The organism is Pseudopedobacter saltans DSM 12145, from assembly GCF_000190735.1.
GTDB classification, from domain to species: Bacteria; Bacteroidota; Bacteroidia; order Sphingobacteriales; family Sphingobacteriaceae; genus Pseudopedobacter; species Pseudopedobacter saltans.
In genome coordinates, this window is the sequence record NC_015177.1 from 3,372,084 (window position 1) to 3,394,864 (window position 22,781).

General features: G+C 36.8%; 21 protein-coding genes. 9 read left to right on the top strand and 12 right to left on the bottom strand.

The features are described from left to right. The first annotated feature begins 26 nt into the window (after positions 1 to 26). Positions 27 to 2,822: a DNA polymerase I gene (polA, locus tag PEDSA_RS14245; RefSeq protein ID WP_013633856.1), complete on the top strand. Its 2,796-nt coding sequence runs from the start codon at positions 27 to 29 to the stop codon at positions 2,820 to 2,822. Positions 2,823 to 2,832: 10 nt separating this feature from the next. Next, positions 2,833 to 3,450 (top strand): rhomboid family intramembrane serine protease, encoded by a 618-nt coding sequence (locus PEDSA_RS14250; protein WP_013633857.1) that lies wholly within the window; start codon positions 2,833 to 2,835, stop codon positions 3,448 to 3,450. Positions 3,451 to 3,476: 26 nt separating this feature from the next. Here PEDSA_RS14250 and PEDSA_RS14255 read toward each other — a convergent pair whose 3' ends face one another. Continuing rightward, positions 3,477 to 4,463: a hypothetical protein gene (locus PEDSA_RS14255; protein ID WP_013633858.1), complete on the bottom strand. Its 987-nt coding sequence runs from the start codon at positions 4,461 to 4,463 to the stop codon at positions 3,477 to 3,479. A gap of 109 nt (positions 4,464 to 4,572) precedes the next feature. Between PEDSA_RS14255 and PEDSA_RS14260 the strand changes: the two genes are divergently transcribed. Continuing rightward, entirely contained in the window at positions 4,573 to 5,772 is a 1,200-nt protein-coding gene (locus tag PEDSA_RS14260) for an MFS transporter (protein ID WP_013633859.1), read from the top strand. A gap of 1 nt (position 5,773) precedes the next feature. After that, on the top strand, positions 5,774 to 7,486 hold the full coding sequence (locus PEDSA_RS14265) for a glycoside hydrolase family 3 protein (RefSeq protein ID WP_013633860.1): 1,713 nt from the start codon (positions 5,774 to 5,776) through the stop codon (positions 7,484 to 7,486). A 174-nt stretch (positions 7,487 to 7,660) separates the two neighbouring features. Here PEDSA_RS14265 and PEDSA_RS14270 read toward each other — a convergent pair whose 3' ends face one another. After that, complete coding sequence (locus PEDSA_RS14270; protein ID WP_013633861.1) at positions 7,661 to 8,563, bottom strand: phosphatidylserine decarboxylase; 903 nt, start codon at positions 8,561 to 8,563, stop codon at positions 7,661 to 7,663. 162 nt (positions 8,564 to 8,725) lie between these two features. Here PEDSA_RS14270 and PEDSA_RS20155 point away from each other — a divergent pair, with 162 nt between their 5' ends. Both PEDSA_RS20155 and PEDSA_RS14280 read left to right on the top strand, forming a co-directional pair. Then, complete coding sequence (locus tag PEDSA_RS20155; protein WP_041537100.1) at positions 8,726 to 8,980, top strand: DUF6364 family protein; 255 nt, start codon at positions 8,726 to 8,728, stop codon at positions 8,978 to 8,980. Further along, complete coding sequence (locus PEDSA_RS14280) at positions 8,970 to 9,392, top strand: putative toxin-antitoxin system toxin component, PIN family (RefSeq protein WP_013633863.1); 423 nt, start codon at positions 8,970 to 8,972, stop codon at positions 9,390 to 9,392. The genes PEDSA_RS20155 and PEDSA_RS14280 overlap by 11 nt, the downstream gene beginning before the upstream one ends. A 50-nt stretch (positions 9,393 to 9,442) precedes the next feature. On the opposite strand, the gene PEDSA_RS14285 is transcribed toward PEDSA_RS14280, so the two are convergent. Together PEDSA_RS14285 and PEDSA_RS14290 are read right to left on the bottom strand one after the other, a co-directional pair. Beyond that, the gene (locus PEDSA_RS14285) at positions 9,443 to 12,403 is read right to left on the bottom strand and encodes a PD-(D/E)XK nuclease family protein (protein ID WP_013633864.1); all 2,961 of its coding nucleotides are present in this window, start codon (positions 12,401 to 12,403) and stop codon (positions 9,443 to 9,445) included. A 7-nt stretch (positions 12,404 to 12,410) separates the two neighbouring features. Beyond that, entirely contained in the window at positions 12,411 to 15,629 is a 3,219-nt protein-coding gene (locus tag PEDSA_RS14290) for a UvrD-helicase domain-containing protein (protein ID WP_013633865.1), read from the bottom strand. Between the two features lie 218 nt (positions 15,630 to 15,847). Between PEDSA_RS14290 and PEDSA_RS20460 the strand changes: the two genes are divergently transcribed. Beyond that, positions 15,848 to 16,006 carry an ORF6N domain-containing protein gene (locus PEDSA_RS20460; protein WP_245546769.1) on the top strand — a complete coding sequence of 53 codons (159 nt, stop codon included), beginning with the start codon at positions 15,848 to 15,850 and terminating at the stop codon, positions 16,004 to 16,006. A gap of 90 nt (positions 16,007 to 16,096) precedes the next feature. After that, complete coding sequence (locus PEDSA_RS20465) at positions 16,097 to 16,288, top strand: hypothetical protein (protein WP_245546771.1); 192 nt, start codon at positions 16,097 to 16,099, stop codon at positions 16,286 to 16,288. A gap of 65 nt (positions 16,289 to 16,353) precedes the next feature. Here the strand turns inward: PEDSA_RS20465 and PEDSA_RS14300 are convergent, their stop codons facing one another. The 4 genes from PEDSA_RS14300 to PEDSA_RS14315 form a co-directional block, all read right to left on the bottom strand. Further along, positions 16,354 to 17,172 carry a tRNA threonylcarbamoyladenosine dehydratase gene (locus PEDSA_RS14300; RefSeq protein WP_013633866.1) on the bottom strand — a complete coding sequence of 273 codons (819 nt, stop codon included), beginning with the start codon at positions 17,170 to 17,172 and terminating at the stop codon, positions 16,354 to 16,356. Positions 17,173 to 17,244: 72 nt separating this feature from the next. Beyond that, on the bottom strand, positions 17,245 to 17,589 hold the full coding sequence (gene rplS / locus PEDSA_RS14305; RefSeq protein WP_013633867.1) for a 50S ribosomal protein L19: 345 nt from the start codon (positions 17,587 to 17,589) through the stop codon (positions 17,245 to 17,247). A 171-nt stretch (positions 17,590 to 17,760) separates the two neighbouring features. Beyond that, a complete protein-coding gene (locus PEDSA_RS14310) occupies positions 17,761 to 18,432 on the bottom strand; it encodes an ATP-binding protein (RefSeq protein ID WP_041537101.1) in 672 nt (223 codons plus the stop codon). Further along, complete coding sequence (locus PEDSA_RS14315; protein ID WP_013633868.1) at positions 18,433 to 18,699, bottom strand: hypothetical protein; 267 nt, start codon at positions 18,697 to 18,699, stop codon at positions 18,433 to 18,435. It abuts the gene before it with no gap. A 139-nt stretch (positions 18,700 to 18,838) separates the two neighbouring features. On the opposite strand from PEDSA_RS14315, the gene PEDSA_RS14320 reads away from it, so the two are divergent. Beyond that, entirely contained in the window at positions 18,839 to 19,201 is a 363-nt protein-coding gene (locus PEDSA_RS14320) for a hypothetical protein (protein WP_013633869.1), read from the top strand. Here PEDSA_RS14320 and trmD read toward each other — a convergent pair. The 4 genes from trmD to PEDSA_RS14340 all read right to left on the bottom strand — a co-directional run bounded on the left by trmD (position 19,198) and on the right by PEDSA_RS14340 (position 22,739). Beyond that, entirely contained in the window at positions 19,198 to 19,872 is a 675-nt protein-coding gene (trmD, locus tag PEDSA_RS14325; protein WP_013633870.1) for a tRNA (guanosine(37)-N1)-methyltransferase TrmD, read from the bottom strand. The two genes, PEDSA_RS14320 and trmD, sit on opposite strands and share 4 nt — an antisense overlap. Positions 19,873 to 19,878: 6 nt before the next feature. Next, positions 19,879 to 20,403, bottom strand: a complete 525-nt coding sequence (gene rimM / locus PEDSA_RS14330) for a ribosome maturation factor RimM (protein ID WP_013633871.1) — start codon at positions 20,401 to 20,403, stop codon at positions 19,879 to 19,881. A gap of 19 nt (positions 20,404 to 20,422) precedes the next feature. Beyond that, entirely contained in the window at positions 20,423 to 21,082 is a 660-nt protein-coding gene (msrA, locus tag PEDSA_RS14335; RefSeq protein ID WP_013633872.1) for a peptide-methionine (S)-S-oxide reductase MsrA, read from the bottom strand. Between the two features lie 115 nt (positions 21,083 to 21,197). Continuing rightward, entirely contained in the window at positions 21,198 to 22,739 is a 1,542-nt protein-coding gene (locus tag PEDSA_RS14340; protein ID WP_013633873.1) for a YifB family Mg chelatase-like AAA ATPase, read from the bottom strand. Positions 22,740 to 22,781 lie beyond the last annotated feature (42 nt).

Here is a 22,781-nt window from a genome sequence, read left to right on the forward strand (position 1 = left end):
TTGGTGTTTAACGAAAACAACAACAAATGAAAAAACTCTTTCTTTTAGACGGAATGGCTTTAATTTACAGAGCTCATTTCGCATTAAGCAAAAATCCCAGATTTACATCTACAGGAATAAACACTTCTGCAGTAATGGGTTTTACCAATACCTTATTGGAAGTTTTAAAGAAAGAGCAACCAACACATATGGCTGTTGTTTTCGATACTGAGGCTCCTACCGAAAGACATACCGGTTTTGAAGCTTACAAAGCAAACAGACAGGCTATGCCCGAAGACCTCGCAGTTGCATTACCATATGTTAAAAAGCTAATAGAAGGCTTCAATATTCCCGTAATTACTTCTGATGGCTATGAAGCCGACGATGTTATTGGAACGCTGGCTAAACAAGCTGAAAAGGTTGGCTATACGGTGTATTGTATGACACCGGATAAGGATTTCGCACAACTGGTCTCTGAAAATATTTTCATTTATAAACCAGCGCGAATGGGCAACGACATGGAGATTTTGGGTGTTAAAGAGGTTCTGGAGAAATGGGAAATAGAACATGTACATCAGGTAATAGATATCCTTGGACTTTGGGGTGATGCTGTAGATAATATTCCAGGTATACCGGGAATTGGTGAAAAAACTGCAAAAGCTTTGGTAAAGCAGTTTGGATCTGTCGAGCAAATCATTGCCAATAGCGACCAGCTGAAAGGCAAACAAAGGGAAAACGTGGAGAACTTTGCTGACCAGGGAATTCTATCTAAACGTTTGGCCACCATTTTACTGGATGCTCCTGTCGAGTTCCATGAAGAGGACTTCTTAATTAAAGACCCTTCAAAAGAAGTTCTTGAGCCTTTATTTGCGGAATTGGAATTTCGTACACTTGGAAAGCGCGTTTTTGGAGAATCGTTTAGTGTAGCCGAAGCCAGACCGAGCAGCGGACAAATGGACCTTTTCGGAAGCATTTCGGAAAATAATCTGCCGGTACAAAAACCATCTGTTATAGATGAAATTATTCCTGGTAAAAATATAAGTAATACCCAACACAACTATATTTTAATAGATAAGCTTGAGGAGCTGCAGAAACTTACCGAAACCTTACTTCAGCAAAAAGAGGTTTCCATGGATACGGAAACTACGGGTTTGGATGCCAACGATGCCGAACTGGTAGGTTTATCCTTCGCTTATAAAGCCCGAGAAGCATACTATATTGCTGTTCCAAAACACGAAAAAGGGATTTTAGAATTTCTGGAGGTTCTTCGCCCACTATTGGAAAATGAAAATATCAGAAAAATCGGCCAAAATTTAAAATATGATTATATCATCCTTAAATGGTACGGTATTGAGCTGAAAGGCGAGTTCTTCGACACCATGTTAGCCCATTATCTTCTGGATCCTGATACCAGACATAATATGGATGTCTTATCAGAAAATTATTTAGGGTATACACCGATCTCTATTACAGAGTTAATAGGAAAGGGCAAAAATCAGTTAAATATGCGCGATATTGACGTCGCCAAAGTCACTGATTATGCAGCCGAAGATGCCGACGTTACCCTACAGCTTCAACAAGTTTTTGAACCTATGCTGATTGAGGCACAAGCGGAAAAATTGGCTAAAGAGGTAGAGAATCCTTTGATTAACGTGTTGGGAGATATGGAGAAAGAGGGTGTAAAAATTGATGTTGAACAATTGATAAGATTTTCCAGAGACCTGCAAGATGATATCGGTAAACTGGAAAACACCATTTATCATAAAGCAGGCCATCGTTTTAATATTGCTTCGCCAAAACAACTTGGCGAAATATTATTCGACAAACTTCAATTGGACCCGAAAGCTAAAAAAACCAAAACGGGCCAGTACCAAACAGGCGAGGACGTTTTACTGGCTTTAGCTAATAAGTCGGATATTGTAAAGGACATTTTAGATTTCAGGCAACTGCAAAAACTAAAATCTACTTATGTTGACGCACTTCCGCTAATGATAAATAAAAAAACCGGCAGGGTACATACATCTTACAATCAAGCCGTTGCAGCGACCGGAAGATTAAGTTCAAATAACCCAAACCTGCAAAATATTCCAATTCGCACCGAGAAAGGAAGAGAAGTGAGAAAAGCTTTTATCCCACGAGATGAGAACCATATTTTGCTATCTGCCGATTATTCTCAGATTGAATTAAGGATAATCGCCGAAATCAGCAAAGATGAAAATATGATGGATGCTTTCTCTAAAGGATTAGATATCCATACCGCAACCGCAGCAAAAGTTTACGGTGTTGCCAATTTAGAAGATGTAACGTCTGATCAGAGAAGAAATGCCAAGGCTGTTAATTTCGGTATCATATACGGACAGTCGGCTTTTGGTTTATCGCAAAACCTGGGAATTCCAAGAAAAGAAGCTGCCGAGATTATTGAAAACTATTTCGAGCAGTATAAGGGCATCAAAAATTATATGTCTGATACTATGAACTTTGCTCGTGAAAATGGTTACGTGGAAACTATTATGGGACGCAGAAGGTATTTGAGAGATATCAATTCTGCCAATGCCACAGTTAGAGGTTTTGCTGAACGAAATGCTATTAATGCTCCTATCCAAGGTTCGGCGGCCGATATGATTAAAATTGCGATGCTAAATATCCATAAAGATCTTATCGACAGAAAGCTGCAATCTAAAATGACGATGCAGGTGCATGATGAGTTGGTTTTTGATGTACTGGTTACGGAAAAAGACATTGTAAAAGAGATAATTATGGACAGAATGAAAAATGCTATCAAAACCACTGTCCCTATTGTTGTTGAAATTGGCGAAGGATTAAATTGGTTAGAAGCTCATTAAAATTAATATTATGCTTTCGATATTGAATACGGCTCCGGTCGCAGCGTTTATTTTTGCTATTACAGTAATTCTTAGCATTTATACTTTTAACAAACCCGGTTTGTTTTCCAAATTGATGTTGCATCCTTATGATGTATCACGTGGAAAAAATATTTATCAGGTTTTGACAAGCGGTTTCATTCACAAAGACTGGAGCCACTTGCTTTTCAATATGCTTTCATTTTATTTTTTTGCCTTTAATTTGGAAAGAGTTATTGGTCACTGGCAATTTGGTTTGCTTTACCTGGGAAGCCTTATTCTTTGTGATATTCCTTCTATACAAAAACATAAAAATCACAGCTGGTATGCAAGTTTAGGAGCATCAGGAGCCGTTTGCGCCGTAGTATTCAGTTCAATTTTATTTTTTCCGTTTAGCTCATTGATTATTTTCCCTATCCCGTTACCCATTCCAGCTATTCTTTATGGGATTATATTTTTAGCATATACCAGTTATGCAGGAAAAAGGTCAAGCGATGGCATTAACCATGATGCCCATTTTTTTGGAGCAATAGCCGGAATTATAATTACTATTTTATTGTATCCGCAGGTGATTTCACATTTCCTTGGAGAGATTAGGAGTGTGTTTTAAAAGATATTATTTAGTTTGGTCGGCATCTACCTCTCCAAGGCAATCGAATCAGCATTTACAAAATCTCCTTTATCATCAAACAGATAACTTACGGGCTTTTCCGGATTTTTGATAATCTCCAGCAACAGAAAACCCCATTTCTTCCAGAAGTTCTCCAAAACCTGTCCATACGTTTTGTTCTGCCAATCGTCAAACAAAGGTTTAGAACTCATACCTCGCAAAGGAGAAGCATCTAAATATATTCCATCCGGTGTTGGCATAATATGATATTCGGGCAAACGATTAAAAAGATATGCCGAGTAATAAATCTTCCCACAAAGTTCTTCAAACTGAATTGGATGTAGTTTTCTCCCTTCTATTTTATTCCAAACGTCCTGATGATAGATTTTATTTACACCATTATCTTGTAAGCTAAGGATGATTCCGAAATCGTTCATCCTTAAAGAGAAAGTTAAGGTGTTAATTTCATCACGATAAGAAAATTCATTTTCCAAATTATCTACCGGGCAGATAAAAATACTCCATGGCTTAAACCCGTCGAAATGAATCCGTTTAATCACCGACTGTAACATGGTATGCAATGTTCCGAATTTGTGAATTAATCCCTGAGACATATAAAAACCTTCGCCACTTCTGCTTTGCGAGACAATTGCAGCTTGTATCTCTCTAAAAATAATTCCGTATACTGTCTTCGCTACCCACTGAAAAAGCTGTAATTCATCCAGTTTACACACCTTCTCATATCCACCTAAAAATGCATTCTGAATAGTTTTTTCTAAAGTTTCAAAACTGACTTTTACAGAATCAGAACAGGGAATCGAAATATCAGCATAACTTAGCATACTTTCATCCAGCATTTTAAAAGGACGTTCATTCAATTGATACTTCTCAATCAACCAGTCGCCAAAAACATTCATTTTGTCAGATGCCGATTCCAGTTTTTTGCCACTTAAAAAGCAATGACTATTATCAAAAGACATCGACGCAAAGGGTTGATAGAGATTCTGTTCCATGGCAGCAAAAATACATAAGCATTTTAACAATCTGCGAAAAGTAAAAATCATGCTTTTGTAATACCTGGATATGGCGGAATGCTTACCTTTGTAAAAATAGTTTAAGGCATTGGATTACAGCGAGCAGAGATCTATCTACACATTACAATTTTCTTTACTTTGTTTAAGTTCTTTCTTGTTCTCAGCAAGTTTCAATATGCTTATTCCAGAACTTCCGGCTTATTTAAGCAGTTTGGGCGGAGCGGAACACAAAGGCTTAATTATTGCACTTTTTACACTTACTGCCGGTATTTCCAGGCCTTTTAGTGGGAAGCTTACCGATAAAATCGGCCGGGTTCCTGTTATGGCCGTTGGCTCTTTGGTTTGTTTTGTATGTGGATTTCTATATCCTGTATTGGCGAGTGTAGCAGGATTTCTTTTCTTAAGGCTGATCCACGGTTTTTCTACAGGATTTAAACCTACTGCAACCGCAGCTTATATTGCAGATATTATCCCCAAAAACAGATGGGGAGAAGCAATGGGTTTTCATGGCTTATGCTTCTCGACAGGTATGGCTATTGGTCCGGCTATTGGAAGCGGAATTACCTTATTTTTTTCCATCAACACGCTTTTTTACGTTTCATCGTTATTCGCATTTCTTTCAATTGCCATAATTTTTAATATGAAGGAAACGTTAAAAGATAAACAGAAATTTAGCCCGGCTGTATTGAAGATCGGAAAACATGAAATTATAAATAAACAAGTGCTTCCTGTTTTTTGGGTAACAATTTTCAGCTACGTTAGCTATGGTGCACTTATTACTTTAATTCCAGATTGGAGCGAATCAATTGGAATCAAAAACAAAGGACTCTTCTTTATGGTATTTACTATAGCTTCCATATGTGTAAGACTAATCGCTGGAAAAGTAGCCGACAAATACGGACGTATTCCGGTATTAAAAATTTCTTTGGTACTGCTTTGTATTTCCCTTGCATGGATGGCTACCTGGCAAACTGCAATAGGATTACTATCGGGGTCTGTAATTTATGGATTTGCCACGGGAACTTTTTCGCCGGCAATTTCTGCCTGGGCAGTAGATCTAAGTGATGAAGACAAACGTGGAAAGTCGGTAGCTACAATGTACATTGCTTTGGAAGCGGGCATTGGTTTAGGTGCTTTTTTCGCAGGATATTTCTTTCAGGATGTTCTGCAGCGAATTCCATACATTTTTTATGGCGCTGGCGTCGCAAATCTTGTAGCCTTATTTTATATTTTAAATTATCAAAAGAGAAAAAGACAGACACTTATTAATAAAAATGCTTTTATCTAAAATGAAGAAAACAGCTTTAGTATTATTTTTATCATATATTTCTATCTGTGGATATGCACAAAAAAAGCAATCCTTTATAGATCAATTAAACAAGAGTAACCCCTGGGTTGACTCTGTATATAATTCCCTATCCAACAAAGAGAAATTAGGACAACTTTTTATGCTAAGAGCGCATTCTGACAAAGGAAAGGAATATGCTGATAAAGTTGCCAAGCAAATTAAAGACAATCAGGTTGGCGGTTTGGTGTTCTTTCAGGGCGGACCAGTCAGACAAGCGATCTTAACAAATCAATATCAAAAACTGGTACCTGTTCCATTAATGATTGCCATGGATGCGGAGTGGGGGTTAGGAATGCGTTTAGATAGTACTATTTCCTATCCATATCAGATGACATTGGGTGCAATTCAGAATAATCAATTGCTATACAAAATGGGTGAGCAGGTTGCAAAAGATTTCAAACGTATAGGTATGCAAATGAACTTTGCTCCCGTTGTGGATATTAATAATAATCCCAATAATCCAGTTATTAATTATCGTTCTTTTGGTGAGAATAAATACAATGTGGCCGATAAAGGGGTCGCTTACATGAAAGGTATGCAGGATAATGGCATTTTTACAACAGCGAAACACTTTCCAGGTCATGGTGATACAGATGTAGACTCACATTACGATTTACCACAGATTCCTTTCTCAAAAGCAAGATTAGATACTTTGGAAATGTTTCCTTTCAAAAAATTAATGGCTAATGGTGCTACTGGAGTTATGGTTGGACATATGAATATTCCCGCTCTAGATCCTACCCCAAACCTTTCGTCCTCTCTTTCTAGACCAATAGTAACGGGAATTCTTAAAAATGACTTCGGTTTCAAGGGTTTGGTTGTATCTGATGCCATGGAAATGAAAGGGGCAATAAAATATTTCCCCAATGGACAAGCAGATGTCAAAGCTTTATTTGCAGGATTGGATGTTATAGAACTTTCGGAAGACACAGAAAGAGCCATAAAAATGCTCAAAAAAGCAATTAGGCATAAGGAGATACCGGCAAAAGAAGTAGAGGCAAAAATCAAAAAAGTTCTTGCAGCTAAATACTGGATGGGATTGAATAATTTAGAAGAAGTCAATCTGGCTAATCTTTACCAGGATCTGAATAGGGCAGAATCAAAAAACCTCATTCAACAATTGGCCGACGCTTCTGTTACTGTGCTAAAAAGTACCAGCGCATTCCCTCTAAGGAATGATTTTGTCAGGAAAACAGTGATTTTAAATATCGGCTCTGGCTCTAATACCACTTTTTCAAATACCTTAAAGAAGATTAAACCGGGCGCAACAGTTATTAATATCCCCAAAAATATTAATGAGGTTGAGCTAGGTATTATCAGGAACAACATGAAACCGTACGATCAGATAATTATGGCCATTATTGACAACAGGTTAAGACCCGCGGGCAAACTGGATTTTAGTTCACATCTGCTTCAATTTGTTTCCGAATTCTCAACTAAGAATACTATTACTGCTCTATTTGCAAATCCTTATACTATTACGGAAATCCCTGGATTTGAAAGATCTGCATCTGTTATTATCGGTTATCAAAATTTACCCGAAATACAACTTTCTGCTGCAAAAGTGATCTTAGGAGCACATAAAGCCAGCGGAAAACTTCCGGTTAGCATTAATGCTTTCTTTAAATATGGAGATGGAATTCAGATGAAATAAAGATATAAAGACATATTTATTATGTGGAATTATGTTTTACCACATAGAAACATAGTTTTTGTATTATTCGGGCAAAAGACTAAAATGTTCATTAACAATTTTTTTTGCCAACATAATCCATGTCCCTATGTGGCTCATTTAACATCTTAAAAGTATACTCTAAAGAATGTTGATCTATTTTCTTGCAATACCCGTCTTTTCTCCCAGCCTCACAATGGTTTCAATACCCTTTTGAGTCTGTTCCAGGATATCTGCGTCCGGCGCAATAGCATCTTTCCTGAACAGTTGGATCACTGTCGAGCCACCAAATTCAAACCAGCCTTTTTCTTCTCCCCGTTTGAATTTGTATTTTCCATATTCCCGGTTTACTATCTTTCCAACGAATAAAGCGCCAACTTCTATATGTGCAACCGGCCCGAAATTATCAGTATATAAAATAGTCAGCTCTCTATAGTTTTTAGCCATTACGCTCGGTGTTTCCTTCAAAGCAATAGGATTCACACTATGCAAAATACCATTGATCTTGATCACATTTTCCTGATAGCCACTATCTAAATAAGCATAGCGGTGGTAATCATTTGGCGCCAACCTATAGATAAAGCACCATCCGTCTTTATATTGATCGGCTATGGCCTTATCTTTTACCAGATCTTCTACCTGATACCAATATCCTTTTATCGGCAATTGAGGTTTTCCTGCCAAATCGAATACAAACAATCTGGAATCCGCGGGGGAAACCAAATGTTCAGGTGTATCGTCAATAGGCCTGGCATCTTCTTTTAGCTCTCTAATGAAAAAGTCATTAAAAGACTTAAAACTATCCAAAGGACGTTTAATCTCAGAAACATCAATGTTATAATGTCTTATAAATTCATTGATTTTCTTAGTGCTTTTCGGACTATTCATATAATTTCCGTAAAGCCTGGAAATGCGTCTTTTTATTAAAACCGATTTGGTTACTGCCCTTCCCAGAACTGTGCGATATAAAATTTTCAACCCTCCGGATTTATATGCATCTTCCACTTCTACATTTCCTGTACTTCTGTTATATAATTGAGGATTAGATTTTGATTTCATGTCTGCGTATGGATGTTTCGAGCCCGAAATTAATATAAATTTTCAATCGTCTATTTATTATTTACTCATTAAGGTCGTATATCTCAATTATTGATATTTAAGGATAGTCTTTACGACACAAAAATGATACGCATAAAATTAATTTATGCGTATATTTATATTATGAAAACGCGAGTAAATTTAACAATAGAGCAGGATACACTTGATAAAGCTAAAAATTATGCTTCGAAAATCGGAGTTAGTATATCAGGATTGGTTGAAGACTACCTCAATAAAATTACTGCGGCTGAACAATCAAAAGAGATAAAAACCAAGCTTTTTGAAATAGTAAATGAACTCCCTAAAACAAGCTATCCAGAAAATTACGATTTTCAAAAGCAGTATTTCGAGGATAATAAGGAAAAGTATGGATTCTAAAGTCTTTCTAGATGCCAATTTCCTACTTGATTTCTTGCTGAAACGTAAGGGATATGATATTGCCTTTCAGTTATTATCTCTCGCCCAAAAAAGAAAAATAAAGGCATTTACAAATCCTTCGATAATTCAAACCATTTCTTTTTATCTTCAGAAAAATTTCGACCCTACAATTTCGAAAGTACTTCTACTTGAATTGCTAAAAATACTAACGATTGTAGAAACAGATCAGGAAACAATCCTAAATGCTCTCAATTCGCCCATTAAAGACATAGAAGACGCCATCCATTATTACACCGTCTTAAAACACCAACTGGATTACCTGATTACCAATGACATTGATTTTTTAAAGCTGGACAGTTCTCTTATAAGTATCAAAACTCCGACAGATTTTTTGAAATTGTTCCAAGATTAAACAATAGAAAAGGAGGCTACAAACTTAAAATTCCTTATCACAGATTCGGCCTACCTCACCATTAAGGTCGTATACCTTGAATATTGATAATTTAACGGATTTTCACTAACCCGAAATGGTACATTTTTATCAAAAAGCTCCGCTAGCTTTTTATTCAGTTCATTCAAGAAAATTTCCTTTTCCTCCATCAGGAACTCATTACTTAAATTTAACTTCATGCGCTTTGTACCTCCTTTCCCATCATCTACTTTCCGATAAGATTGGAATAGTACACCTTCCTTATTCATAATCTTTAGCACATAAAGATTTGGTTCTACAAATTTCAGATTCTTGGCTTGTTCAAAAACATAAGTGTAGAAAAGCGTTTGTACCAAAGCTTTGTTCAGGCTTTTACCATGAGTATTGAAACTTTCTTCAATACTGTGATAAGACAGCTTATCCGAACCCGTTTTATAATCAACAATTCTGGTTATTCCATCACCGGTTAAATCTACGCGGTCTATAATTCCTTTGATATGAATTGTTCTTTCATTTCCATTCGCATCGGTAAATGTGTAAGGAACCACCATAGCCTCTTCCATATGAATAATTGTAAAAGGAGTGCATTTTTCATCATAATTAAGGATAATATTGCAATACTCTTCAACTATCGCCAAAACCACCAGTTGCATACCGGAAAAATTAGTTTGTCTTTCCGCATTATCATACATTACCTTATTAAAATTGGCTTTTATCAAAGTCAAAATATCTTTTCGCTTCTCTGCGATACGTTCCCTGGTAATATTGGGATTTTCGAATTTTAAAATATTGTAAAAATCCTCCATAGTCCCATGAAGAATAGATCCAAGATCATTTGCTTCTACAACTTCATGCACCTCCTCCGGTTCTTTAATACCGGCAATGTAATTGAAGAAAAAGTCTATTGGATTTGCGATATAGGTTGTTAACGCCGAGGCAGAAAGTGTTCTCCTTCCGGTAGAAAAATCATTCAGCACTTTTATAATTTCATCAGTCTTTTCAATTTCCGTTGCTTCGCTTTTTTCTACTTCCACATTCATTTCCTGATGGAAATAGTTAAAATCCCAGCCACTTTCGTATTCTAACTGCTTTAAGAAACGACTGGGTTCTCCCGAATTGCTTTCATCTGTGAGGCTGTTATATACCACGCTTACTTTTTCGGCCCGCTGAATTAACCTATAAAACATGTAAGCAGAAATAGCATCCTGATTTTCCAAAACTGGCAATCCGTAAACTCGTCGGAGACTATCGGGAATAAAACTATTTCCAATCGTTGTTTTTGGGACAATACCATCGTTTAAACCCAAAAGTACTACATGCTTAAAATTAAGATTACGACTTTCAAGCAACCCCATAACCTGTAAACCATTTAACGGACTTCCACTTAAAGGCACAGCGATACTTTGTAAGGTTTTCTGTATTAACGAAATCACAAAACCAACTTCTAAAATCTGTTTTCCCTCATTTACGTGTTTGAAAAGCGTATCGTAGAGTCGATTAAGTTCCTGTATGGTTTTAATAAATAATTCTGAATCAATCTTTTTAAGGTGCTTTCCATAAAGCTGTCTTTTTAGAACAGCTTCTAAAGTTTCTTTTAACCCTTTTACAATTTCAACAGGTTTGTCTATCTTTTGGAAGAAATCCACAAATATTCCTTTTTGAGGAAGTAATCTGCTTTGTGGAACCTGAACTATTTGCTCTGTCACAAATGCTTTTAATATTTTCTCCCGCATTTTCTCGCTCAAACCAACCAATGGATGGGATAAAAATGCCTCCACATTCTTGAAAGAAAATGTTATTTCATCTTCTGGTTTAAACTGATGAATACTTTTCTGGATACTCAGCCATAAATCTGCCAAACCAAATAAAGTTGACGAAATGAAAGAAACCCCCATCGTCACATTTAAATTCACCTCCAGTCCGGTTTCATTACCAAAAGTGTCCTTCAACCGGGAAGGAATAGTTTGCAAAGTCGGCAGCAATAAAGATTCATCCGCAAGAACAATAGCAGTATCGCCGTAATTCTTATTCGCAGCTAATTGCGCATATTCATCCCGAACAATATCATTCAGGATTTTTGCCTGAACATTATGACCCTGCACTTTATAAACATCCACCTGCTTCGGTCTTTCTTTAATGAAGGTCCTTTGACTATCAAGTGCATTTATCAAACCTATTTGGTCTATATTTTTTCGAAGGAATAAGCCTGCTTCCTGTAGAGGATCATTCAAATAATAGGCATCAGTGTCAAAATAAAACTTTGCGAGATCTTGTTCCTGCCAACGTTTAAAAACTTTAGATTCCGCCTTGGTTAATGCGTTAAACCCAACAAATATCAATTTACCTTCCTGAAATTCCTGAAGAAAATCCGGATTATCCTGTTTTCCCTCAGCCAGATTGCGATAAGCTCTTCCCATCGTCTGTAATTTCTGCTTAGCCAAATCTTCATGGAAAGCGTGATACAGAACAGGCATCCTCCGCCACATCTTAATAAAATTCTCCTGTTGTCGCTTATGCTTTCCTTCTGAATAGGAGGTCCAAAACTGTGAAAGGAATTGATGTTGTTCGGGTGATAAGAAATCGAATTGCTGGTTAATTAAGGCGATATCCTCCAGTTCATGATACAGTTTATTGGCATCAACCAAATCATTATCTATCTGCGAAAAATCACTTAAAATAATTTTAGCTATCGGAAAAAATTGCGCCATATCCAACAAACCCAAATTCTCTTTAATCAACAACTGATTATATAACCTATAAAGCGTAAAAAATTGGGAATAGAAATCTGCTATTTTATAATGTGTAGATTTAGCGAAAAGTTCCTGAATAGTAAAAAACGTTGGGCTCCAGAATGGCTTCTGATAAATCTCTGCCAAATACTTCTGTAAATATGCTGATGGTCTTTTATTATTGAATACAATTGCGCAATGCTGCAATTTATCTCCAAATTGGGCTACTAAATCTTCTGCAACTTCTTTTAAAAATGGTTTCATGTGGAACTTAAATAGCTTTCAATTTTTTAGTTAATGCATAAAACAGATAAGCGCTTACTGTAGGATATCCCATAGCTAACAATAACTGCTTATATTCAGACAGTTGGGTAATATGGGTATCATGCTCTTTATTGGTAAACTTATAATCGAGAATAATCAACTCATCTTTACAGACCAAAATTTTATCCGGACGATGCTGCCTCCCTAATTCATCCACAATTCCTTTTTCTTCTATGGTTCGCTCGGCCCTGGACAGAAGATACTGCAACTCCGGATGTAATAAAACTTCTTTTGCCGACTGAATAAACTCTTCCTTTTCATCCGCAGAAACAATCCCTTGGATATTTAAATCATCAACATAAGAGCTTATATCTTCCTGCCTGTTTACGCTGGCTAAAATATCATGCAAAATACTCCCTTTTCGGCCCGATTGTTCGATATTCAATAAATGATTTACATGTCGGTCTTCAACTGTTTCATAAATTTCCGAAATCCTGTCTGAAGTAGGATAGGACTTTAAAGGAATGATATTCTTCTCGGATTCTTTTACCTGTTTATGGATATAATTCCCCTGAGTCATTAACCCCTCTTCATCAAACTGATCTTGATAAATGAGGCAGAACAAATCGCCAATAGATTTACCCTCATTTTTCTCGCTTCCCTTTATCCCAATAAATAAATAATCTTTTGCTCTGGTTGTTGCCACATAAATCATATTCAAACTGTCCATATGACTGTACAATTCTTCTTCGAAATAATATTTAGCTACCGAAGAATTGGCCAATTCTTTCGAATATTTTAATGGGATACTTCCCAAAAGTGCATAAGGCGTTTCCTGCGCAGGCACCCAAAATACGCTATTGCTTTTCCCGCTCAATCCCAAATCGCAAAAAGGAATAAAAACAGCTCTAAACGCCAATCCTTTAGATTTATGTATCGTCAAGACTTGTACAGCATTGGCCTCTTCCGGCGAAGGCAGAGTTTTAGAAACACCATCTTCATCCCACCAGTTTAAAAAACTATGGATCCCTTTTTCCCCTTGTCGTGTTGCATTCCCTACAATATCTCTAAAAGCCAACAGATAGGGGAGATAACTTTCCTTTTTGTCTAAATCGTAAGCTCTTATAATTTTTTCAACCAATTCTGGTAAGGGGAATTGAATCCAAAGATTAGCTTGTTCGCATAATTCTTTTGGCAACAGATGTCCTAATTGCTCCAGCGATTTAAAGCGCAATCCCAAGTAACTATTTGGGTGAACAGGCTGTCCACTTATTTTATGATAAAGCGCAATACAATTGGCCTTATATAAAGACGTATTCTCTTCATAGCCAACCAGAGCACACAATGTATTAATAATTAATTTAATCGCGGTATTGTTTCCAATGAGTAATGCTTCTCCCGAAACCACAGGAATTTGGGCCTGCATCAATGCGTCCACAACAGCTACTGCTTCTTTGTTAGAGCGCACCAAAACACTGATATCCTTATATTGATAGGCTTGGTTGGCTTTCAGCTCAATGATTTCATCGACTAAATATGCTAATGCATACTCTCTGAAAACAGCTTCTGAAAATATTCCTTCCTGCTCTTCTTTTTTAACAAATCTTTTGACTTTTACAACTCCGCCTTCTGGCGTAAAAGGAGTTATTTTCTGAGCGGATTGACTATAAATCTTCTCGATGACTTCCTGATAATCATTTCCCAACCACCAACTATTCAGATTTTCATCTTCAACATCAGAGACTTCAGTATTGATTTTATGCTGAATCAACCCTGGTAATTTGTGATAAAGTTCATTATTGAAACGAATGATTTCAGTAGAACTTCTATAATTTTCTTCGAGATTATCGTCCTCGACATAGTGTTCGCCCAAATCTTTCTTTACACCAGAATGCAAAATATTCCAGTCGCCATTCCGCCAACGATAGATTGATTGTTTCGTATCACCAACAATCAAATTATCTATTAACTCTCCGCTTGGTTCTGCAATTGCATTTTGTACTAGAGACCGGAAACTCCCCCATTGGCTAACCGATGTATCCTGAAACTCATCGAAAAGAAAGTTCCTATATTTATTACCTATCTTCTCCCAAATAAAAGAGGGATTATCTCCGGCATCATCCGTAATTCCTGTCAACAGGTTTTGAGCATCGCTAATCAAAAGGTTGCCGCTTTCTTCTCGGTAGTCCTTTAATAATCCCACCAATTCGACCATTAACCGTAAGAAATAGACATTTTTATTAAACTGTTGATGAAGAATATAATCAGAATAATAATCAGCAAAGTGTTTTTTCAATTTTTCCAACAGAGCATTAACTTCCGGATATGAGTCTGTTGGAGCATTTTTTTGGAACCACTCATCTTCAGGTATATCAACCAACTCAAATAACTTCGAATAGTCTTTAAAATCCTTTTCCACCATTTTCTTCAGGCGCAGAAGCGGACTTCTGCTTTTCCCTTTTAAAAATTCCGGGGTAACACCAAAGCGTTCTAATACGGCTAAGGCTTGACTTGAAAATTCAATAGCTTGATTTTCGAAAATCCGCACACTTTCTTTAGAAACTTTGGCAAAATCCAGAAAAACCTGATTGGCATTTTCTAAACCTATTTGTTGCAAAGCTTGTTCAAAAACAGCGAAACGCTCTTTAAAAATCTCTCCTGTAAGACTTAATAATTCACTTTTATAATTCCAGCTCTTATTATCTTCAATCCGTTCCTTTGCTAATCTGATAACCCATTGCACCAGTTCCGGCTGGCGATCCAGTTCTTTATCCAAACGTTCTACTAAATTCTCTTTTACCTTATCGATATTCATCTCTAAGGAATAAGAAGCATCCAAGCCCAATTCGAAAGCAAAACCACGAATTACCTTTTGTACAAAACCGTCGATGGTATTTACAGAAAACCGGCTATAATCATGTAAGATTCTGCGATAGATTTTATCTGCCTTTTCACTCAATTTTTCTCTGGTAAATGCAGGATAGGCCTCTAGTATCAGCTTACGGTAGCTTTCAATTCCAGTATCACCGTTATTTTCCGCCAGGCTTTTCAGCACCTCTAAAATCCTGCTCTTCATTTCCTCTGTAGCTTTATTCGTAAAAGTTACGGCCAATATCTCACGGTATTTGCTTTCGTTACTAAACAATAAAGTAAGATAGTGAACAGCCAAACTAAATGTCTTTCCTGAGCCTGCCGATGCCTGAAGTCTTTTAAGCGGTTTTTGCATTTTATAAGTCCGAAATCAAAATTAAAAATTAAAAAGACTCTTATTGAAGATTAGAGTAAAGTTACGTTAAACTATATTTACATTAAAGACAACGTTTGTTTAGGGACAATATTTTTCTATATTTATTTGATTATTATTTCTATGGATAACCAATTACAATCACTTATTCCAACGAAGCTGTTGTTGACAAAATTCACCACATTAGAGAGCAGAAAGTAATGCTAGATAGTGACTTAGCTTTATTGTATGGTATAGATACAAAAAGAATTAATGAGCAGGTAAAACGAAATATAGACCGTTTCCCAGAGGATTTTATTTTTCAGCTTACTGAATATGAGTTTCAAAATTTGAAGTCGCAATTTGCGACCTCAAGTTAGGGAGGAAGAAGACCCCTTCCTTATGCTTTTACCGAACATGGAGTTTTAATGCTGTCCAGCGTTCTAAATAGCAAAAAGGCCATACAAATTATGCGAATCTTCAATTATTTCAGAAAAATGCTTTCTGACAATGCGAATATTATTATGGAACTTGAGAAACTTAAAAAAAGTATTAGAAATCAAGACCAGAATATCGAGATCATTTTTAAATATCTTGATGATTTAAGCGAAAAGGAAAACACTTCAAAAAAACAGAAAAAGAATAGGTTATATGCAGGATGATTTATAAAATTACAACAACAAGTTTAGTTAAATAAAAAAGCAGTTCTTTAAAACTGCTTTTGAAATTATTCCTTAATCTCTTCTTTCTTCTCAGCTTTTTTCTTTTTCTTCTTAGCCTTTTTCTTAGATATAAAATCCGGACGTTTTTCAATGTCAATTGGCAGTCCAAGTAAATCTCTGATAACGATAGAGGCTATCCCGCCACCAAAAGCCGCTGGCAGATATGAGATAGTCCCGTATGCCGAAAGCTTAAAATTGCTGCCATCGGTCATTACCAAAGATTCTTTCATTACTTTCTCGATAGAAAACACTGCTTTTATAGTAGAAGCGTTTGTCATTTTTTTCAATCGCTTACGAACATATTGTGCAAAAACGCACTCCCAGGTATCTGTCAAATAAGTTGTCCTCAGTTTGGTCGGATCAACCTTTCCTCCGGCTCCCATAGAACTTGCAATAGGCAAACCGCACTCAAGTGCTGTAGTGAGCAACAACAATTTAGGGGTAATACTATCTATACACTCTGCAACATAATCGAATTTCTGGGTACTTAAAAGTTCCTTACATTTTTGGGGAGACAGAAACTCTTTAATAACATGCAACTTCAGCTCCGGATTAATAGCCAATAAGCGTTCTTCCATAATTTCTGCCTTACTAACACCATGGTTAGTCGCTAAAGCAGGCAATTGTCTGTTTCTATTAGAGGGATCAACAACATCACCATCTACAATGGTCATTTCTCCCACTCCGGCTCTGCAAATAAATTCTGCCGCAAAAGAGCCTACACCACCTAATCCAACAACTAAAACATGTTTCTTTTGAAGTGTCTCTATTCCATCGTTCCCAACCAAAAGGGCAGAACGTGATAACCAACTTAAATCTGACATGAAAGGTATTTTTGAATACAAAAAAACCCTTTTGAATACCAAAAGGGTCTTAATATCTTAATAGAAGTAAAATTATCTTTTCGCTTTGATACGAGCAGCTTTACCAGTAAGGTTACGTAAGTAGAATAATTTAGCTCTACGTACTTTACCAATGCTGTGTACTTCTACTTTTTCTATATTAGGAGAATTTACAGGGAAGATACGTTCTACACCTACACCGTTAGAAATTTTACGAACAGTGAAAGTTTCAGTAGAACCAGCACTGTTTCTCTGGATAACTACCCCTTGATAAACCTGAACACGCTCTTTGTTTCCTTCACGAATTTTATAGTGAACGCTGATTGTATCTCCTGATTTAAATGCAGGTAATTCCTTTTTTGCTACAACCTGCTCTTCTACAAATTTTACTAAATCCATGACTATATGCTGATTAAATACGATTCTCAAATTAATAACCGTACCGAATTTTCGGAGTGCAATATTAGGTCTTTTTTTTCGAAAATAAAAACTATTATGAAATTTTTACCTTATTTATTTTGATTTACCTTTTTGGACAAGAATTACTTAGCCCAAAAAGGGCTTCTAAAATCAACCAAAATAAAGCTTGAATTTACTTTCACCAGAATCGTTCTGTTCATAAAAAAGATTACCATTAGAAATTTGCAGTAAATGTAGACTCAATAAAATACCAATATCCTTTCCTGAAACGTTTTTATACTCCTGCAAATTAAACATATACTCCATTTTTTCATTGGGAATAAACATATCAATAGACTTCAATTCGAGATATTTTCCATCCTCAGACAATTCGATATAAACAGCATTACCCTTATTGCTGTAACAAAGAATCGTATAAATCACATTCTTAAAAACAAATTTAAAGAGATCCCTATCGGTATTAAGAAGCTGATTTTTGTCAAAGTTAAAACTCAGATGTACTTGCTTATCGAAAAGATGATGCAGAAATTCAACTCTTATTTCATTTGCTATCTGCGACAGTTTAGACATCCTATTGTTATTACCTAATCTCTTTTCCATGATCCTCTGGAAAAGAATATGATTTTCCATTAAGAAAGACGACGAGCTAAAAAAGATCCCCAATAACTCCGTCAAATCGAATCGGTTTGTATCAATCTCCTTCTTTTCAAACAAAGAAAGATAATAGGCAAAATTCTTCATTGGAGCCCTTACATCATGGTCAATCAAATCAATTAGGTACTTACTTAGGCAAGTCTCGATATTCAACTCTTTTGTTTCCATTTAAACCTCCTGTTCTTCTAATAATTCATAAATAGTCTTTTGTGTTGTATCCAAATTAATCAATGATCCTGCTTCCAAACCAAACATTTTCTCTAACGAAACAACTTTCTGATAAGGTATATCCCTATCCTCATCAATCAATATATTCCGATAATTCAGAAAAGTATTTACTGAAACCCCCAATATTTTGGGAATCAGTTTCATCGCCTTTTTATAATCTTTCATAGGGAGATTGGCAAGTAACTCGTTTATCTTGTACTTGTACATAAAGCATTTTTTTGTGAAAAAAATCCAAAATTTTGTGTAGTTTGCTCAATAATTTTAGACGAACTAATTTTATTTAGCAAATATTACAAATAAAAATAAGCAACAATAAATAATATTCAAAACAGTTACATAATTTTTTATGAAATTAAAAGATATTGTTGACGAACTGCTACGAGAAAGAGAGCGTTCTTTGAGCTGGTTAGCCCAACAAGTTGGAAAGACTTTCGACGGTTTTAGGCTTAGTTTAATTAAAGAATCAATAAAATATACCGATTTACGTAGGATGGCAGAGGTGCTTGAAGTTCCGCCAAGTGTACTGTTTATTTCCGATATAAAATACCTAAAGAAAAAAGAGGATTTAAAAATTCTGGAAGACCAGGAAACTTCATACACCAGACTTTCTGCCGATGAAGAGATGCAGAAAGAATTTATCGAGAGCCTGAAAAATCAAATCAAAGACAAAAACCGGATTATTGAGTTGCTTAGTAAAAAGAATAGTTAGTCTAACAGATCCGGGCGGCGTTCCTGAGTTCTCTTTAATGACTGCTCATAACGCCACTGTTCTATCTTTGCCTGATTGCCGCTTAATAAAACATCCGGAACCTTATGGCCGCGCCAGTCAGCTGGCCGCGAATAAACGGGGGCATCCAGCAATTCCCCCTGAAAAGAATCCGAAAGAGCAGAAGTCTCATCAGACAAGACTCCGGGCAAAAGCCTGACTACGGCATCCACCACAATAGCCGCAGGAAGTTCACCTCCAGACAATACATAATCTCCTATAGAAATCTCTTTGGTTACGTAAATATCCCGTATTCGTTGATCTATTCCTTTATAATGCCCGGCAAGAATAATAATGTTTTTTTGCAGAGATAAACCATTAGCAATATCCTGATTTAGCGTTATGCCATCAGGTGTCATGAAAATAATTTCATCATATTCCCGCTCCGATTGCAATTTTTCTATACAATTGGCAAAAGGCTCAATTTGCATCACCATTCCGCTACCACCTCCATAAGGATAATCATCAACACTCTTATGCTTGTTCTCTGAGTAATCCCTTAAATCGTGAACGTGAATTTCTGCCAATCCTTTTTTTTGGGCTCTTTGTAAAATAGAATGAGCAAAGGGACTTTCCAAAAGGCCCGGTAAAACAGTAATAATATCGAAACGCATCCCCATTTAACTCAAATAAACATCTAATAAGCCCTCTGGCAGCTCTATTTTCAATATCCTATTGGCAATATCAATATCTTCAATAAAATCCTCTGACAAGGGAAAAAGCACCTCCTTCTCTTGATAATTTACAGTAGCCAGAAACTGTTGCGGGTATTCTCTTACACTTTCTATTTGTCCCAATTCCCCATGCTGCAAATCTACGACTACAAAGCCTTGCAGGTCTTTAAAAGTAAACTCTTCTTTCTTTTTCTTTGGCATAGTCTTCTGCTGAAGAAAAATTCGTTTTTTAACTAAAGCTTTAGCTTTGTCTATATGATCGATATCTTCAAACAAAAAGTATCCGGTTGTCTGTTGAGATAATTTAAAACTGGAAACAAAGTAAGGAACCATTTTCCCTCCAATTTCCAGAAATACCGCATTCATTTTCAATTTCTCAGGTTCGTGGTAAGAAAATGCCACCTGAACATCTCCTTTTAAACCATGCGTTTTGGTAATGTAACCAATCTCAACAAATTCTTCTGATTTCATCGGCGCAAAGGTATAAAATTTACTCTTTTAATGGGAGCCTGGTCTTAAGCTTGAATTTTTCGAAGCGTGGATCAGACACGCCACGTACATAAGGTTGAAACGGATTACGTTTTACAAAGTTCTGATGCTCTTCTTCGGCCCTATAGAAAACTATCAGCGGAGCCAACTCAGTAACTATCGGTTTGGGAAATACTTTATTTTTAATGAGATCTTTGATTACATCTTGCGCTATTTCCTTTTCCTCAGGTGTTTGATAAAATAAAACCGAGCGATAAGACGAGCCTACATCCGGTCCCTGGCGGTTCTTGGTCGTTGGATCGTGTGAGTCGAAAAATACCTGAACAAGATCTTTGTAACTTACTTTTTTTGGATCGTAATAAATCAAAGTGGCTTCTGCATGTCCGGTTGTCTCTTTGGAAACTTGTTCATATGTTGGATTTTTGGTGTGTCCTCCGGCATAACCCGAAACAGCAGAGTCGACTCCAAAAACAGATTCGAAAACATGCTCTGTACACCAGAAACACCCCTCTGCAAAGGCGGCAATAGCTTTTCCTTTTGGTGGTGTTAAATTTATAGCAGTTGATCTCTCTTTTTGAGTTTTGTTTTTACTTTGCCCGTTGCATGATTGCAAAGTAAAAATCATGATCAATAATAAAAACACATTTTTGTAGGGCTTCATTTTTACTAAACGTTAAAACCAACGAAATAGTTCTGGCTCATTAACCCATTATTCCTTTTCTTAACCATATTCTGCAAGGTGATCGCAAAATGCGACCACCTTGAAATCATTCAATTTACCCCGCCCAATTCTCCCGATCCAAACTTCTGAAATTAATAGCCTCTGCCAAATGTCCTGTCTCTATAGCTTCACTTGTATCTAAATCCGCAATGGTTCTGGCCACTTTTAAAATTCTATCATAAGCCCTTGCAGAAAGCCCCAGCTTTTCCATTGCATTTTTTAACAATGATTGCCCAATGTCGTCAATTACGCAAATCTCTCTAACCATTTGCGAACTCATTTGGGCGTTGCAGTTAATCTGTGGGTGATCCTTAAACCTCTCTTCCTGAATTAGCCGGGATTTCACCACCCTTTCTCTGATCACATCACTACTTTCCGATTTTCTCTGTGAAGACAACTCTTCGAAATTAACAGGAGTCACCTCGACATGAAGATCAATCCTGTCTAACAAAGGTCCGCTCACCTTACTTAAATATTTCTGCACAACACCGGGGGCACACATACATTCCTTTTCAGGATGATTATAAAAACCACAGGGACAAGGATTCATTGCTGCAATCAACATAAAACTTGAAGGATAGTCTACAGACATCTTTGCTCTGGCAATAGTAACTCTGCGCTCTTCCAAAGGTTGACGCATAACTTCCAGCACCGTCCGTTTAAATTCGGGGAGTTCATCCAAAAACAACACTCCATTATGTGCCAGAGAAATTTCACCGGGTTGCGGGTTTCCACCTCCACCAACCAAAGCAACATCCGAAACAGTATGATGTGGTGAGCGAAATGGACGGGTGGTTACTAAGGCATCCGCTGCAGACAATTTGCCTGCCACAGAATGTATTTTTGTAGTCTCCAACGCTTCGTACAAATTTAAGGGTGGCAAGATCGTTGGCAAACGCTTAGCTAACATGGTTTTACCAGCTCCAGGCGGACCTATTAAAATAGCGTTATGTCCTCCTGCTGCAGCTATTTCCAAAGAACGCTTGATATTTTCCTGCCCACGGACATCCGCAAAATCCGAATCGTAATTACTAATCGCGTTAAAGAATTCCTGGCGGGTATCTACCTTCACCGGATCTGGCTTTTGTCCTTCCGTAAAGAATTTAACCAAATCTTGTATATGGGCTATTCCAAAAACATCAACATCATTCACAATAGCCGCTTCTCTTGCATTTTCCTCCGGAAGAATAAAGCCTCTTATATTTTCCTTTTTTGCTTGAATAGCTATAGGTAAGGCCCCTTTTATGGGTTGCACTTTTCCATCCAGAGAAAGCTCTCCCATGATGACATAATCACCAATTCCTTCTGGTAAAATCTGCCCGGATGCGGCTAAAATTCCGGTAGCAATGGTTAAATCATAAGCAGAACCCTCTTTTCTAATATCGGCTGGAGCCATATTCACCACAATCTTTTGTCGTGGCATGCGATATCCGCTAGTACTTAGCGCACTTTCGATACGAAGCATACTTTCTTTTACCGCATTATCAGGCAGTCCTACTATAAAATAGTTCGGCTTTCCCGAAGAAATATTTACTTCAATAGTTATGGTTTGTGCTTCCACACCATAAACCGCACTTCCAAATATTTTTACAGGCATAATTTTTTAGAGAAAGTTAGCAAATTTTCTCTAAAAACCCAC

Bases quoted from the DNA above. Each gene is read 5' to 3' on its own strand.
- polA (WP_013633856.1), top strand. From the start codon at position 27: ATGAAAAAACTCTTTCTTTTAGACGGAATGGCTTTAATTTACAGAGCT.
- PEDSA_RS14250 (WP_013633857.1), top strand. From the start codon at position 2,833: ATGCTTTCGATATTGAATACGGCTCCGGTCGCAGCGTTTATTTTTGCT.
- PEDSA_RS14255 (WP_013633858.1), bottom strand. From the start codon at position 4,463: ATGGAACAGAATCTCTATCAACCCTTTGCGTCGATGTCTTTTGATAAT.
- PEDSA_RS14265 (WP_013633860.1), top strand. From the start codon at position 5,774: ATGAAGAAAACAGCTTTAGTATTATTTTTATCATATATTTCTATCTGT.
- PEDSA_RS14270 (WP_013633861.1), bottom strand. From the start codon at position 8,563: ATGAAATCAAAATCTAATCCTCAATTATATAACAGAAGTACAGGAAAT.
- PEDSA_RS20155 (WP_041537100.1), top strand. From the start codon at position 8,726: ATGAAAACGCGAGTAAATTTAACAATAGAGCAGGATACACTTGATAAA.
- PEDSA_RS14280 (WP_013633863.1), top strand. From the start codon at position 8,970: ATGGATTCTAAAGTCTTTCTAGATGCCAATTTCCTACTTGATTTCTTG.
- PEDSA_RS14285 (WP_013633864.1), bottom strand. From the start codon at position 12,403: ATGAAACCATTTTTAAAAGAAGTTGCAGAAGATTTAGTAGCCCAATTT.
- PEDSA_RS14290 (WP_013633865.1), bottom strand. From the start codon at position 15,629: ATGCAAAAACCGCTTAAAAGACTTCAGGCATCGGCAGGCTCAGGAAAG.
- PEDSA_RS20460 (WP_245546769.1), top strand. From the start codon at position 15,848: ATGCTAGATAGTGACTTAGCTTTATTGTATGGTATAGATACAAAAAGA.
- PEDSA_RS20465 (WP_245546771.1), top strand. From the start codon at position 16,097: ATGCGAATCTTCAATTATTTCAGAAAAATGCTTTCTGACAATGCGAAT.
- PEDSA_RS14300 (WP_013633866.1), bottom strand. From the start codon at position 17,172: ATGTCAGATTTAAGTTGGTTATCACGTTCTGCCCTTTTGGTTGGGAAC.
- rplS (WP_013633867.1), bottom strand. From the start codon at position 17,589: ATGGATTTAGTAAAATTTGTAGAAGAGCAGGTTGTAGCAAAAAAGGAA.
- PEDSA_RS14310 (WP_041537101.1), bottom strand. From the start codon at position 18,432: ATGGAAACAAAAGAGTTGAATATCGAGACTTGCCTAAGTAAGTACCTA.
- PEDSA_RS14315 (WP_013633868.1), bottom strand. From the start codon at position 18,699: ATGTACAAGTACAAGATAAACGAGTTACTTGCCAATCTCCCTATGAAA.
- PEDSA_RS14320 (WP_013633869.1), top strand. From the start codon at position 18,839: ATGAAATTAAAAGATATTGTTGACGAACTGCTACGAGAAAGAGAGCGT.
- trmD (WP_013633870.1), bottom strand. From the start codon at position 19,872: ATGCGTTTCGATATTATTACTGTTTTACCGGGCCTTTTGGAAAGTCCC.
- rimM (WP_013633871.1), bottom strand. From the start codon at position 20,403: ATGAAATCAGAAGAATTTGTTGAGATTGGTTACATTACCAAAACGCAT.
- msrA (WP_013633872.1), bottom strand. From the start codon at position 21,082: ATGAAGCCCTACAAAAATGTGTTTTTATTATTGATCATGATTTTTACT.
- PEDSA_RS14340 (WP_013633873.1), bottom strand. From the start codon at position 22,739: ATGCCTGTAAAAATATTTGGAAGTGCGGTTTATGGTGTGGAAGCACAA.